This is a genomic window from Nisaea sp., assembly GCF_965216895.1.
Lineage (GTDB): Bacteria > Pseudomonadota > Alphaproteobacteria > Thalassobaculales > Thalassobaculaceae > Nisaea.
Genome location: NZ_OZ244205.1, coordinates 763113 through 776487 on the forward strand (window position 1 = coordinate 763113; position 13375 = coordinate 776487).

Below are 13375 nucleotides of genomic sequence, written 5' to 3' on the forward strand. Positions count from 1 at the left end.
CGCTCCCGTATTAGCTCACTCGACGATCACGCGAGCTGCCGGATAGCCGCGGCCGATCACCGCTTCCAGGACCCTGTCCGCTTCCTCGACGGTGCCGAGCGGTCCGAGACGGACCCTGTAGAAATACCTCCCCTTCACTTCGCGCGGGGAAATCACCACCGGCCCGACGGAAGCCAGGATCTGGGTCAGCTTGTCGGCATTGGTCGCGTTGGTGAAGGCGCCGGCCTGAACAAAGATCTCCGTCTTTTCCGGCACGGTCTGGATCACCGACGGCGCATCGGCCGATTGCGGCGTCAGATCGGCCGCACTTCCCTGTGCGGCCGGGCTGGAGGATGCCACGGCGGGCGTCACGGGCGCGGGCGGCGGGGTCAAGGTCACCGCGCCGGGGATTGCCGAGACGGTACCCTTGGACACCGGAACGCTCGGGGCGGCGGCCGGCGCCGGTACCGGCAATTTGGAAGACGCTGCGTTGAGGCTGGCTAGCCTGACCGGACGCCCGTTTTTGTAAGCCTCGGCCATAAGCCGGCTTTCTTCCGGCAAGATTTCCACCCGCACCTTGGCTGTTCCCTGGCGCTCGAAACCAAGCAACTGGGCGGATCGCCTGGACATGTCGATGATCCGGCCGTGGGCGAACGGGCCACGATCGTTGACGCGGACGACAAGCGCGCGGCCATTCTCGAGATTGGTTACCCGCACCACGCTCGGCAGCGGCAGGGTCCGGTGCGCGGCCGTGACGTCGTTCTGGTCGAAGATCTCGCCATTGGCGGTCATCTTGTTGTGAAAGTTCGGGCCGTACCACGAGGCGATGCCGGTTTCCTCGTAGCCGTAATCGACCTGCGGATAATACCAGACGCCGTTGATCTCGTAAGGCGAGCCGACCTTGTAGCGCCCGGCCTGCTGTCCGTCCGAAGCGGCGTTGTTGATCTGTTTTGCTGTGTGTACGACGAATTCGGTCTCCGCGCAGGCGGAGAGCAGAACGGCAAGCGCCACCAATGAAAGCGTAGCGAGAGGTTTCATAAGTGTCCCTTTGATCCGTCCCGGTGCCGAAAAACTACTGATGCTCAGCTTCAACCTCAACAATACCATATTTTGTGGCGGCGAGGATCGCTAACTATGGCCGCCCGATCGCGTCCGCCAGGGTGCCGACGGCTGTCGCGAAATAGCTCGACCGGTTCCATTTCAGGATCACGTCATAATTGGCGTAGGCGAGATAGGCCGGAGCCAGTTCGCCGTCCCCAGGGACGACCAGATGGCTGGTGAGATTGCGTCTCGGCAGTGCACCGCCGTCCCGCCGGGTCACCCCGAGCGCTTCCCATTCGCGCATCGTCTTCTTTTCCTTGGCATCCACCAGTGACTTGTCGAAGCCGGCCGGAAGAGTGACCGCGCGGCCCCAGTTGATGTCGTCATTCCAGCCCGAACGCGACAGATAGTTGGCGATCGAGGCGAAGACATCCTCTTTCGTATTCCAGATGTCCTTGTGTCCGTCTCCGTTATGGTCCACGGCGAAATTGTGGAAGCTCGACGGCATGAACTGGCTCTGCCCCATCGCCCCGGCCCAGGACCCCTTCATGTCGCCATGGGCGATGTGGCCTTGATCGAGGATCTTCAGGGCGAGCAGCAACTCCTTGCGAAAGAACGCGCTGCGGCGACCGTCATGGGCCAGCGTCGCGAGCGAGGCGACCACGGGAAAGCCGCCGGTGATGCGGCCGAAATCCGTCTCCACGCCCCAGAGCGCGACAATGAAACGGGGTTGAACGCCGTATTTTGCCGAGACCTCCTCCAGAAGGGGCTTGTTCTCCGCCAGAAGCTGACGACCTTTCCGGATCCGCGCGTTCGGGACGACCCGGGTCAGGTATTGCTCGAATGTGAGGGTGAATTCGGGCTGTTTGCGATCCAGTTCGATTACCCGCGGGATCGGCGTCACGCCGGCGAAAGCCTCATCGAGAATTTCGCTCTTGATCCCCTGAGACGCCGCCTCGGCCTTCAGGTCAGCGACCCAGGAATCGAAAGGCTGTTCCGACGCGGCGGCCGGACCGAGAGAAACCGCTGCGAGAAGCCCTGCCGCCAGTATTGATCGTCTCATCATGTTTTGCGCGTCCAAAACCTGTTCCTGAGGATCTGCCCATTTCCGGATGTTGTGGCACAGGGCTGAATTGCTCGCAAGATAGGTTCAAAACCGCTCCCAACTTATTGATTTCACGCAATCTAACTCATCGAAGGTTGGCGTTCTCGGAGGGTAAACCGCGAATCCCGCAAGACTCGGCGATGATCGGAGCTCCTGTGAACGGCGCTTTGCCGACGACGGAATTATTGCTCTGGACAGAGAAGTCATATTACGCAAGATTAATATTGTAATTAGTCATATCAATGAGCATCAAAATGAGACGTGTTCTGCTCACAGGCGCGGCGGGCGGTATCGGTCGCCGGATGCGCCAAACTCTCGCGAATGTCTATCCGGTCCTCCGGGTGAGCGACATTTCCGACCTTGGGCCGGCAGCGGACGGTGAAGAAGTCGTGGTCGCGGATCTCAATGATCCGGCGGATCTGACAAGACTGGTCGATGGCGTTGACGGGATTATCCATCTCGGGGGTCTTTCGGTGGAACACGAATGGGCCGACATCCTGCAAACCAACATTGACGGCACCTACCGGCTCTATGAGGCGGCTTACGAGGCGGGCGTGAAGCGTATCGTCTTCGCCAGTTCGAACCATGCGATCGGTTTCTATCCGCGTGGCCAGCATCTCGACGGTTCAGAACGCCCGCGGCCCGATTGCCGTTACGGCCTCAGCAAGGTTTTTGGCGAGGGGCTGTCGCAATATTTTGCCGACAATTACGGGCTCGGCATTCTCTCGATCCGGATCGGCTGGTGCTTCGAAAAGCCCGAGACGCCACGCACCCTCGCTTCCTGGGTAAGCATCGGCGACCTTACGCGGCTTTGCCGGGTCGGTCTTGAGACACCCGAGTTGCACCATGAGATCGTCTGGGGGGTGTCCAACAATTCCCGCACCCTTTGGGACAACACGACCGCTCGCCGGCTCGGTTATGAGCCGCAGGACTCGTCCGATGTGTGGATCGAGGAGGTCGATGCCGGGCCGGCGGAGCCCGGAAACGCGGTTGCACTGGCGGTCCAGGGCGGCCCATTTGCCAGCACCGGATACGAGGGCGACCCCGAACGGGTCACCCGTCAGAAGCCCCTCGCCTGAACCAAGGAGCAGCATTGTGCCTCTCTCACCCCAAGATTTGAAAGCGCGTATGGGGAGCGGTCTCCTGTCGTTCCCCGTGACCCATTTCGATGCGGAACTGCGGTTCGCTCCCGCCCCATACCAGGAGCATGTCGACTGGCTTTCGTCCTTCGATGCGGCGACCCTCTTCGCCGCCGGGGGAACCGGAGAATACTTCTCGATCGGACAGGAAGAATACCCCACCATCATTCGCGCCGCTGTCGAGGCTGCGGGTGGCCGCTGCCCCGTGGTTGCGGGATGCGGTGTCAATACGGCCCGCGCAATTGCCGATGCCCGGGCGGCGGAAGCGGCCGGCGCGGACGGCCTGCTCCTGTTGCCGAGCTACCTGATGGCCGGCACCCAGGAGGGCCAGTTTGCACATGTGAAGGCGGTCTGCGACGCGGTCTCCATCGGAGTGGTGGTGTATAATCGCGGGACCTGCAGGCTGTCGGCTGCGACCATCGCGCGCCTCGCCGCGATCTGTCCGAACCTGATTGGCTTCAAGGACGGCATCGGAGAGATCGATTTGATCACCCGGATTCGCGCCGAGCTTGGCGACCGGCTGGTCTATGTCGGGGGCATGCCGACGCACGAGCTGTTTGCATCCGCCTATGACGGTATCGGTTTCAGTACCTACTCGTCTGCCGTCTTCAATTTCGTGCCGGAACTGGCGCTGGAATTCTACAGGGCCCTGCGGGCGGATGACCGGAGCACGACCGATCGCATCCTCAGCGACTTCTTCTACCCCTTTGCAGAGATCCGCGACCGGGTGCCGGGATATGCAGTCAGCCTCATCAAGGGAGGCTTGCGCGCCGTCGGCCGTGATCCGGGGCCGGTGCGTCCCCCTCTGAGCACCGCCACGGACGCCGATGTCGCCGAACTTGCGGCTGTAGTCGACGGCCTGCGTAGGGCAGCATGAGAAATAAGTAAGATGTATTGCCCAATAGATTGACCAATTTCTGAAACCGGGCATACTTCTTTTCAGCGAGGAGCGGCGACCAGTGCGCCGTATCCCCGGAACCGGGCACCAAACCAAAAATCAAACAGACGGTGCCCCTGCACCGGCCGGTGAGCCGGGCCAAAAGGGAGGAAAAAGAAATGTCATTCATTCGGAATATCGGTTCCGCGGCGATCGCCGTGACCCTGGCTGCCAGTCTTTCTGGCGCAGTCGACGCGGCCGAGTGGAAAGGCTGGAACATTCACAAGCCCGGCTACCCGAACACGGTCGCCATGGACAAGTTCGCGGAACTGCTCGCAGAGAAAACGGACGGGCGCTACACCCTGAAGATGTTCCATTCCGGCGTACTGGGAAGCCAGCCCGATGCGATCGAACAGCTTCGCATCGGCGGGGTGGAGATCGGCAATTTCAACCTCGGGCCGATCGGTCCTGTCGCGCCGGAGGCGAACGTCGTCTCCCTGCCCTTCATCTTCAAGGACATGGCGCACATGCACCGGGCGATGGACGGAGCACCGGGCGACCAGATCAGCGCCGGAATGGCAAAGAAAGGCATGATCGCGCTCGCCTGGTACGATTCCGGGGCGCGTTCCTTCTATAATTCAAAACGTCCGATCAACAAGCCGGACGACGTGCAGGGCATGAAGGTCCGCGTGATGAACAACGACCTCTATTCGGGCATGATCGCGGCGCTTGGCGGCAATCCTTCGCCGATGGCGTTCTCGGAAGTCTACCAGTCTCTGAAGACAGGTGTCGTGGACGGGGCCGAAAACAACTGGCCGTCCTATGAATCCACCGGACATTTCGAGGTCGCCGGCTATTATTCGCTCTCCCAGCACCTGATCATTCCGGAATGCGTCTGCATCAATGCCGACGTCTATAACGCGCTGTCCGATGCGGACAAGGCCGCAGTGAAGGCGGCAGCGCGGGAATCCGCCGATCTGCAGCGGAAGCTCTGGGCCGAGCGGGCCGAAGCGAGCCGCGCGATGGTCATGAAGGCCGGCGTGAAGTTCAACGATGTTGCCGACAAGGCGGCATTCCAGAACGCGATGAAGCCGGTCTACGAAAAGTTCCTCGCCAGCAACGAGGATCTGAAACCGCTCGTGGCGGCGATTCAGGCGACTCAGTAGGCTCCTGTCCCGTGGCTGCCGGGGCGTCGTTCGCGCGTCCGCCCCGGCAGCCCCTTTTTTCCTCATGATCTGTGTGTCGCCTCCTCCTCGCGGCCACGACCTGGGATGTGCCGATGAACTCGATGCATTCGACCGGTGCCGGAAGCGGCACCCATGGCGCCAGGCGCGGCGGCGCCGAGATATTCAGGCTGTTCGAGCGGCTGCTCGATCTGCTCTCCAAGTTAAGCCTCTGTGTGTCGGGGATCGGAATGGTCGTCCTGACAGTGATTTTCGGCTGGCTTGTGTTCGGCCGCTATGTCCTGAACGCCACGCCGACCTGGGTTGAGCAGGTCGCTCTCCTCCTGGTCTCGCTGATCGGCTTCGTCGGAGCGTCCTCCGGGGTGCATGAGCGCTCCCATCTTGGAGTTTCCTTCTTTCGCGATGTCGCGCCGCGCCCGGTGCAGCGGGTCATGGAACTACTGACCTATCTGATCATGGGCGGTTTCGGACTCGTGATGATGGTGCAGACATACAAGCTCGTGCTCTTCAAATGGAGCACCCAGATCCCGCTCATCGATCTGCCGGAAGGGCTGAGGGCGGTTCCCCTCACATTCTGCGGAGCGGCCTGCCTGCTCTATTCGATCGGTCATCTGATCAGATTTTTCCGGGAGAAGACCCCGGATCCGCGTAACCAGAGCTGACAGGGGCGCATCATGGGTCTTCTTATTCTGCTCGGCGTGTTCGCCGTCTGCGTCTTCATCGGTGTTCCGGTCGCCTTCGCGCTCGCCGTCGCCGCTGTCACCGCCTTCTTCATGGAGGGACTGCCGCTGGTCGTGGCCTTCCAGCGCATCATATCCGGGATCAACGTCTTCTCGCTCATGGCGATCCCCTTCTTCATCTTTGCCGGCGAGCTCATGTTCCATGGCGGGATCGCGATCCGGCTCGTGCGCTTCGCCTCGGCCGCCGTCGGCAAGGTGCGCGGCGGGCTTGGCGTCGTGAACGTGCTCTCCTCCATGCTGTTCGGCGGGATTTCCGGTTCCGCGGTCGCCGATATCTCCGCGCTCGGCTCTATCCTGATCCCGGTGATGAAGGAAAAGGGCTATGACGACGACTACGCGGTGAACGTGACCGTAACCTCCTCGATCGCCGGCATCCTTGTGCCGCCGAGCCACAACATGATCCTCTTCGCCATCGCCGCGGGCGGTGGAATCTCGATTTCGCAGCTGTTTCTCGCCGGCGTCGTGCCCGGCGTGCTCATGTGCATCTGCCTCGCTGTCGCGGCCTATATCATCGCCGTCCGTCGGAACTATCCGGTCGAGGTCTTCCCCGGCTTCACCGCCCTCTTCCTCAGCTTCGTGGCGGCCCTGCCGGGACTCTTCACAGCCGTGATCATCGTCGGCGGCGTGCTTTCGGGGATTTTCACGGTAACCGAGTCCGGCGCCTTCGGGACGCTCTATGCCTTCATCGTGACACTCCTCGTGTACCGCTCGCTCAGTTGGGAGGCCTTCAAGACCGCGGTGATCAACTCGGTGCGGACGACCTCGATGGTGCTGATCCTGGTCGCCTCCGCGACGGCCTTCGCCTATATGCTGACCTTCTATCAGGTGCCGTCGCGGATGATCGACTTCATGACCGGCGTGACCGAGAACCCCATTGGCATGTTGCTGATGATCAACGCCATGCTGCTGATCCTCGGCATGATCATGGACATGGCGGCGCTGATCCTGATCTGCACGCCGATCTTTCTGCCGGTCGTCATTTCCATCGGCATGGATCCGGTTCAGTTCGGCATGGTTCTCATGATGAATCTCGGACTGGGACTCTGCACCCCGCCGGTCGGGGCCTGTCTCTTCCTCGGCTGCGCCGTCGGCAAGGTGCCGATCGAACGGGCGGTGAAGACGATCTGGCCGTTCTATGCCGCGATCCTGTTCGCCCTGATGCTGACAACCTTCATTCCGGAGATATCGATGACCTTGCCGCGCCTCATCGAGGGGTGAGGGTCAGGCTGCGGCCGGCGGCGGTGCGTAACCGGCGACACCCGGATGGCAGGCGAAGAGGCCGCCGGCGTCCGGTTGCCGCGCTTCCGTACCTGGCGTGATCAGGCCGGGGCCCATGCAGGTGATGTAGAGATCGCGGAGATCCGGGCCGCCGAAAGCAAGACAGGTCGGCTTTTCGACCGGCACGGCGATAGAGCGGTCGACCTTTCCCTCGGGTGTCAGGCGGAGTATCTGCCAGCCGTCGATCCCGGCCATCCAGTAGCATCCGTCCGCATCCATCGCGGCACCGTCCGGCCGCCCCGGGACCTCGCGCGTGTCAAAGAAGAGGCGCCGGTTCGAGGGCGTGCCGCCTTCCAGATCGTAATCGAACTGCCAGATCGTGCGCACGGCGGGATAGCTGTCGGAGAGGTACATGCGCTTGCCGTCGGGCGAGAAGGCCAGGCCGTTCTGGATGTAGAGCGCGTCGATGACCGGGCGGCAGGAGCCATCGGGCTCGAGGCAGAAGAGTTCGCCGTCGCCGGCTTCCCCCGCGGCGGCATCGCGGGGGCCGGCCTTTGGCATGGTCCCGGCCCAGAACCGTCCCGCGGGATCGACGGCGCCGTCGTTGAAACGATGGCCCGCACGTCCGGGTGCGCGGTCATTGATCAGCGTGATCGTCCCGTCCGCCGGGTCGAATCCCGACCATCCCTGCTCAAGGCCGAGAATGGCACCACCGGTGCGGCGCGGTGCGACGCAGCCGATCGCCGAGGGCATGGGCCAGTGTTCCGTGCGGCCGGTTTCGGGCATGTAGCGGTGCAGGGCCGGTGCGGCGATATCGACCCACCAGAGCGTTCCGCTCGCGCTGTCCCAGACGGCGCCCTCGCCGAGTTTCGTGCAGACATCCGTCACGCGGTCCACAGTCACGGTCATTGCCAGGGCCTCCTGTGCTCTCCGGGGAAAACCTCGTCAGGAGGAAAGCGATTTCCGGTAGCGGGTGATGCTGCCGCTCAGATGATCGCGCATCGCACGACGCGCCCCGTCGGCATCGCCGGCCGAAATGGCATCGACAATGGCTCGGTGCTCCTTGTTGACCCGTTCGAGATACGAGCGATCGATCAGCCGTGCGCGGTCCTCGTCGGAGAGAGTGCTGCGCGGAATGGCGTTATGGCCGAGCGACTCGAGAAAAGATGTGAACAGGCTGTTGTTCGTGCCCTGGGCGATCGCGAGGTGAAAAGCCGAATCCCGGTCGACCGCCGAGGCCCCGGCATCGATGTCGCGTTCGAACAGTGCCTGACAGTCGCGGATCCGCGCGTCCTGGGACAGGCTGCGCCGGGTCGCCGCGAGCCCGGCGGCCTCGATCTCGACCGCCATCCTCAATTCGAGCAGGTCGAGGGCTTCGTGCACGTCGGACGGCACGAAAGTGGGAATGGTCTTGTGCCGCGAGCCTTCCGGGTCGCGGACGAAAATACCGGCGCCGCGCCGCGGTTCCACCAAACCGTCCGCCTTCAGTACGGCCACGGCCTCGCGGATTACCGTCCTGCTGACGCCGAACTCGGCTTCAAGTTCCTTCTCGGTCGGCAGGCGGTCTCCTGCTTTCATGGGGCCGGCGGCAATTCTGGCGCGCAGGGCCTCGGTGGTTTCCTGGGTCAGGTTCCGGCTGGCGGCCGCAGTCGTGGTTTTGCGGTTCACAGGGCAAACACTCTTTCAGGTATGATGATTGAGCCCTATATGTAGTACTAATCCCTCGAATTGATCAATGCCCTTCCCGTTCTCTTGACGGTTGCGGGAAGTCTCCTCGTTGCGTATAGACACCCGGCTTCGTCTCTCTCGACGAACGGATGGGTGGCCGAGCGGTTGAAGGCACCGGTCTTGAAAACCGGCAGGCGGGTAACCGTCTCGTGGGTTCGAATCCCACCCCATCCGCCAAATGCTTTCTCACCCGAACCCGCATCGCAGGCGCTTCGAACGGCGCAATCCCGATGCCGTTTTCTTTTTGTTTAGGTCTTTTCGATAAAACTCGGATCGCGTCCCGTGACACGTCGTGGCGGGCCGACTGCACGAGACGGACTTCAAGCAGACGATGGAATTCAGAGAAGAGGATCGGTATCCCATCGCGGAACTCGCACCGCGTGAGGACGCTTACCTGCATCGCAGGTTTCTCGATTATTGGCTCGAGTTGCGGGGCGGGCGTGCGATGCCGGCCTACGCTGAACTGGATCCCGTGGAATTTCCATGGGCGCTTCCGAATATATTCGTCACCGAGGCGCTGCCAGAGGGGGATTTCGTCTACCGGATCGCCGGCGAGGAGCATACGCAGCACTACCGCCGCAACCTGAAGGGGGCACGGTTATCCGATATCATGCAACCCGAGGCGGCGAAGGCGATCCTCGAACGCTGGCAGATGCTCATTGAAATGCGCGCCGCCTTCTTCATCGTGACCGATCATCAGTCGGACGCAGGAGCAAGTGTGCTCGGCGAGCGTATGGTCCTTCCATTGGGAAACGATCACACCACTCCGACTCACCTGGTCGGAATCACCAATTTCCTGAGCTCCTCCGCCTACGCCGGCTCTCTGCTCGGCGACCAACGCGTAAGATACGTCCGATGGAGCCGTGTGGAGCGGGAATGATCGCCACCGTGATGGCGAACTTGACCCTGACATGCCGGACGCCGTCTATTTGAGCTCCCGGGGCATTCGCCACGGGGCATCCCATTCCCGACGGAGCTGCTCTCCATGCCCCTCTCCTGCCAGCGTGACAAGTTCGACCTTCCCGAAGGTCTCGCCTATTTCAATACCGCGAGCCAGTCACCATGCCTCAGGAGCAGTTTCGAGGCCGGTGAACGCGGGATGCGCCGCAAGTTGCATCCCTGGGCTCCCGAACGGGCCAATCTCGCAACGGAAATGGAACAATGCCGCGCGCTCTTCGGCGGGCTGATCGGGGCAAGCGCGGACAATGTGGCCTTTTGTTTCAGTACCAGCTACGGCATAGCAACCGCCGCCGCCAATCTGCGCCTCGAACCCGGCAAGGACGTATTGATGCTCGGCGGGCAGTTCCCTTCCAACGTCTATGCCTGGATCCGCCTTGCCCGGATTGCCGGCGGCGATGTCCGACTTGTCCGGCGCGGCGAGGATTTTGATTGGACCGGGCCGGTGCTGGAGTCGCTCGATGACGGTGTCGGCATCGTCGCCCTGCCCAACTGCCACTGGTCGGACGGTGCGCTGGTCGATCTGGAAGCCGTCAGCGCCGAGTGCCGGCGGCGCGGGATCCCGCTCGTCGTCGATGCGACACAGTCGCTCGCGGCACGTCCCTTCGAGCTGGACAAGGTCCCGGCCGATTTCATCGTCGCGTCGGGCTACAAGTGGCTGCTCTGCCCCGACACGATGGGCTTCATGTATGTCGCCCCGAAGCACCATAAGGGCATGCCGCTGGAGCTGAACCAGCAGGCCCGCACGGGAGCGCCATCGATGGAGAGCGGCGACGGGATCGGCGGTGAGTTGAAGCCGAGCGCGCGGCGCTTCGATATGGGGGCCGCTGACAGCATGGTGCACATGCCGATGTCGGTTAAGGCGCTCGAGCAGATCGCCGAATGGACGCCGACCGCGATCCACGCGTACCTGACAGGATTGGTCGATGCCGTGGCGGAGCGCGCGGCAGAGCGCGGGCTGAAGCATCCGCCGAAGGATCGGCGTATCGGGCACTTCATCGGGCTCTATAGAGAGACTCCCTGGCCGGAGGGGCTGGCGGAAAAAATGGCCGCGCGCGGCGCGCATATCTGCTTCCGCAACAATGCCCTGCGGGTCAGTCCCTACCTCTTCAACGACATGGGTGACGTCGAGAAACTGTTCTCGGCGCTGGACGCGGAACTCGCCTAGACGCGGCGGAAGTCAACCGCACCGGTCTCGCCGCCGATCGTCACCTTGCTCACCTGTGGCGGCGCCTCGGCGATGACCTTGCCGCGGCGCAGCACGAAGAGCCGGTTCGGCTTCAGGCGGATCGCCTCGATGGGATCGCCCGCCTGAAGGATGACGAGATCTGCGTTGCAGCCCTCTTCAATGCCGTAGCCTTCCAGCCCCATCGCCTTCGCGGAATTATCCGTGACGGCTGCGAACATCGCCGTCATCTCCTCGACGCCGGTCATCTGGCCGACATGGACCGCCATGTGGGCGACCTCCAGCATGTCGTGGCTGCCGAGGCTGTACCAGGGATCCATGACGCAGTCATGGCCAAGGGCGACATTGATTCCATGCGCCGTCATCTCCTTCACCCGGGTCATGCCTCGGCGTTTCGGGTAGCTGTCGTGGCGGCCCTGCAGGGTGATGTTGATCAACGGGTTCGGGATCGCGTGGATTTCGCTCTCCGCCATCAGCGGCAGGAGCTTCGAGACGTAGTAATTGTCCATCGAATGCATCGAGGTCAGGTGCGAGCCGGCCACCCTGCCCTCTAGCCCGAGGCGCTTGGTTTCCGCCGTCAGCGTCTCGATATGGCGCGACATCGGATCGTCGGTCTCGTCGCAATGCATGTCGACCCTGAGGCCGCGCTCCGCCGCAAGCTCGCAGAGTGCGCGCACCGAGCGTGCGCCGTCCTCCATCGTCCGCTCGAAATGCGGGATCCCGCCGACCACGTCGACCCCCTTGTCGAGCGCCCGCGCGACGTTCTCTACATTGACGGCCGAGCGGAAATAGCCGTCTTGGGGAAAGGCGACGAGTTGAATATCTATGTATGGATTCAGCTCTTCGCGCACCTCGATCAGCGCGTCGACATTGATCATGCGTGGGTCAGAAGTGTCGACATGGCTGCGGATTGCGAGCGTGCCCTTGGCAATGGACCAGCGTGCGAGCTCTCTCACCCGCTGCTTGATCGCATCGCCGGTAAGATGCGGTTTCAGCTCGCCCCAGAGCTGGATGCCTTCCAACAGCGTGCCGGACTGGTTCAGACGCGGCTCTCCGAGGCTGAGGGTCGAATCCAGATGGAAATGCGGGTCGATGAAGGGCGGCGTCACGAGGCACCCGGCGGCATCGATCGTCCGGACTGCCTCGCCGTTCACCTTCGGGCCGAGCTCGGCGATCTTGCCTCCCGCGATGGCGATGGACTGCCCTGTGCGCCCGTCTGGAAGCGTCGCGTTTGTGATCAGGATATCGAGCATCTTTGTAACCTTATGATCAGACCCGGTCGCCGCGCCGGAACGGCACCAGCAATGCCTTTGGATAGCGCGCCCGCCGTGCCATGACCACCATCGCGGCGATCGAGAGCAGGTACGGGGCCATGAGAAAGAACTGGTAGGGGATCTGTGCGCCGGCGAGCTGCTGCGCCCGCACCTGCAGGGCGTCGAGCCCGGCGAAGAGTAGTGCCCCGAGAAGTGCCTTTCCGGGACGCCAGGAGGCGAAGATCACCAGCGCGACGCAGATCCATCCGCGGCCATTGATCATGCCGAAATAGAAGGCATCGAAGGCGCTCATGGTGATGAACGCGCCACCAACGGCCATGAAGGCGCTGCCGACCATCACGGCGCCGGTGCGCACCGCCAGCACGTCGATGCCCTGGCTCTCGACCGCAACTGGGTTTTCTCCCGCCATGCGCACGGCAAGGCCGAGCGGCGTGCGCTCCAGCACGTACCAGACCGCGGGGACCGAAAGCAGCGCCAGATAGGTCAGCGGCGTCTGGGTGAATAGCGCCTCGCCGATCACCGGGATGTCGGAAAGCACCGGAACGGCGAGGGGCTGGAACGGGACGATCTTTGGTGGTGTCGTCGCTTCCGGAAGCATCATGCGGAAGACGTAGTAGCTGAGCGCCGAGGCGAAGAGCGTGATGCCGATGCCCGTCACATGCTGCGAGAGCCCGAGATGGACCGTGAAACCCGCGTGAAACATGCCGAACAGGGCGCCGATGAAGGCGGCGAATAGAATCCCGCCCCACAGGTCTCCACCCTGATAGACCCACATCCACCCGGCCATCGCCCCCATCGTCATGATGCCCTCGATGCCGAGATTGAGGACCCCAGCGCGCTCGCAGATCAGTTCCCCGAGAGTGCCGAGAATAAGCGGGCTGACGATGCGGATGGTCGCGGCCCAGAAGCCGGCGGTGAGGAGGATTTCGAGCAGGTCGCCGATCATT

13 protein-coding genes and 1 tRNA gene are annotated in these 13375 nt (G+C 62.7%); 8 read left to right on the plus strand and 6 right to left on the minus strand.

Annotated features, from left to right (window positions below; genetic code table 11):
• Window positions 1-15 precede the first annotated feature (15 nt).
• On the minus strand, window positions 16-1071 hold the full coding sequence (locus ACOOE1_RS03650) for a septal ring lytic transglycosylase RlpA family protein (protein WP_420404982.1): 1056 nt from the start codon (window positions 1069-1071) through the stop codon (window positions 16-18).
• A 40-nt stretch (window positions 1072-1111) separates the two neighbouring features.
• Window positions 1112-2086 carry a lytic murein transglycosylase gene (locus tag ACOOE1_RS03655; protein ID WP_420404983.1) on the minus strand — a complete coding sequence of 325 codons (975 nt, stop codon included), beginning with the start codon at window positions 2084-2086 and terminating at the stop codon, window positions 1112-1114.
• A 293-nt stretch (window positions 2087-2379) separates the two neighbouring features.
• On the opposite strand from ACOOE1_RS03655, the gene ACOOE1_RS03660 reads away from it, so the two are divergent.
• The 5 genes from ACOOE1_RS03660 to ACOOE1_RS03680 all read left to right on the plus strand — a co-directional run bounded on the left by ACOOE1_RS03660 (window position 2380) and on the right by ACOOE1_RS03680 (window position 7283).
• Window positions 2380-3204 (plus strand): NAD-dependent epimerase/dehydratase family protein, encoded by an 825-nt coding sequence (locus ACOOE1_RS03660; protein ID WP_420404984.1) that lies wholly within the window; start codon window positions 2380-2382, stop codon window positions 3202-3204.
• 16 nt (window positions 3205-3220) lie between these two features.
• The gene (gene kdgD / locus ACOOE1_RS03665; protein WP_420404985.1) at window positions 3221-4141 is read left to right on the plus strand and encodes a 5-dehydro-4-deoxyglucarate dehydratase; all 921 of its coding nucleotides are present in this window, start codon (window positions 3221-3223) and stop codon (window positions 4139-4141) included.
• Window positions 4142-4320: 179 nt separating this feature from the next.
• The gene (locus ACOOE1_RS03670; protein WP_420404986.1) at window positions 4321-5307 is read left to right on the plus strand and encodes a TRAP transporter substrate-binding protein; all 987 of its coding nucleotides are present in this window, start codon (window positions 4321-4323) and stop codon (window positions 5305-5307) included.
• A 113-nt stretch (window positions 5308-5420) separates the two neighbouring features.
• Entirely contained in the window at window positions 5421-5987 is a 567-nt protein-coding gene (locus ACOOE1_RS03675) for a TRAP transporter small permease (protein ID WP_420404987.1), read from the plus strand.
• 12 nt (window positions 5988-5999) lie between these two features.
• A complete protein-coding gene (locus ACOOE1_RS03680) occupies window positions 6000-7283 on the plus strand; it encodes a TRAP transporter large permease (RefSeq protein WP_420404988.1) in 1284 nt (427 codons plus the stop codon).
• Window positions 7284-7286: 3 nt separating this feature from the next.
• Here ACOOE1_RS03680 and ACOOE1_RS03685 read toward each other — a convergent pair whose 3' ends face one another.
• Together ACOOE1_RS03685 and ACOOE1_RS03690 are read right to left on the minus strand one after the other, a co-directional pair.
• Window positions 7287-8192: an SMP-30/gluconolactonase/LRE family protein gene (locus tag ACOOE1_RS03685; RefSeq protein ID WP_420404989.1), complete on the minus strand. Its 906-nt coding sequence runs from the start codon at window positions 8190-8192 to the stop codon at window positions 7287-7289.
• A 36-nt stretch (window positions 8193-8228) separates the two neighbouring features.
• A complete protein-coding gene (locus ACOOE1_RS03690; protein WP_420404990.1) occupies window positions 8229-8951 on the minus strand; it encodes a FadR/GntR family transcriptional regulator in 723 nt (240 codons plus the stop codon).
• Window positions 8952-9098: 147 nt separating this feature from the next.
• Between ACOOE1_RS03690 and ACOOE1_RS03695 the strand changes: the two genes are divergently transcribed.
• The 3 genes from ACOOE1_RS03695 to ACOOE1_RS03705 all read left to right on the plus strand — a co-directional run bounded on the left by ACOOE1_RS03695 (window position 9099) and on the right by ACOOE1_RS03705 (window position 11136).
• Window positions 9099-9188, plus strand: a tRNA-Ser gene (locus ACOOE1_RS03695).
• A 115-nt stretch (window positions 9189-9303) separates the two neighbouring features.
• On the plus strand, window positions 9304-9891 hold the full coding sequence (locus ACOOE1_RS03700; protein ID WP_420404991.1) for a PAS domain-containing protein: 588 nt from the start codon (window positions 9304-9306) through the stop codon (window positions 9889-9891).
• A 105-nt stretch (window positions 9892-9996) separates the two neighbouring features.
• Window positions 9997-11136, plus strand: a complete 1140-nt coding sequence (locus ACOOE1_RS03705; protein ID WP_420404992.1) for an aminotransferase class V-fold PLP-dependent enzyme — start codon at window positions 9997-9999, stop codon at window positions 11134-11136.
• Here the strand turns inward: ACOOE1_RS03705 and ACOOE1_RS03710 are convergent.
• Both ACOOE1_RS03710 and ACOOE1_RS03715 read right to left on the minus strand, forming a co-directional pair.
• A complete protein-coding gene (locus ACOOE1_RS03710; RefSeq protein ID WP_420404993.1) occupies window positions 11133-12407 on the minus strand; it encodes an amidohydrolase family protein in 1275 nt (424 codons plus the stop codon). The two genes, ACOOE1_RS03705 and ACOOE1_RS03710, sit on opposite strands and share 4 nt — an antisense overlap.
• 16 nt (window positions 12408-12423) lie before the next feature.
• Window positions 12424-13374, minus strand: coding sequence for an ABC transporter permease (locus ACOOE1_RS03715; protein ID WP_420404994.1), 951 nt, complete (start codon window positions 13372-13374; stop codon window positions 12424-12426).
• Between the last annotated feature and the right edge of the window lies 1 nt (window position 13375).

Excerpts from the sequence above, each read along its gene's own strand:
- ACOOE1_RS03655 (WP_420404983.1), bottom strand. The coding sequence starts at position 2,086 with ATGATGAGACGATCAATACTGGCGGCAGGGCTTCTCGCAGCGGTTTCT.
- ACOOE1_RS03660 (WP_420404984.1), top strand. The coding sequence starts at position 2,380 with ATGAGACGTGTTCTGCTCACAGGCGCGGCGGGCGGTATCGGTCGCCGG.
- ACOOE1_RS03670 (WP_420404986.1), top strand. The coding sequence starts at position 4,321 with ATGTCATTCATTCGGAATATCGGTTCCGCGGCGATCGCCGTGACCCTG.
- ACOOE1_RS03675 (WP_420404987.1), top strand. The coding sequence starts at position 5,421 with ATGAACTCGATGCATTCGACCGGTGCCGGAAGCGGCACCCATGGCGCC.
- ACOOE1_RS03680 (WP_420404988.1), top strand. The coding sequence starts at position 6,000 with ATGGGTCTTCTTATTCTGCTCGGCGTGTTCGCCGTCTGCGTCTTCATC.
- ACOOE1_RS03685 (WP_420404989.1), bottom strand. The coding sequence starts at position 8,192 with ATGACCGTGACTGTGGACCGCGTGACGGATGTCTGCACGAAACTCGGC.
- ACOOE1_RS03705 (WP_420404992.1), top strand. The coding sequence starts at position 9,997 with ATGCCCCTCTCCTGCCAGCGTGACAAGTTCGACCTTCCCGAAGGTCTC.
- ACOOE1_RS03710 (WP_420404993.1), bottom strand. The coding sequence starts at position 12,407 with ATGCTCGATATCCTGATCACAAACGCGACGCTTCCAGACGGGCGCACA.
- ACOOE1_RS03715 (WP_420404994.1), bottom strand. The coding sequence starts at position 13,374 with ATGATCGGCGACCTGCTCGAAATCCTCCTCACCGCCGGCTTCTGGGCC.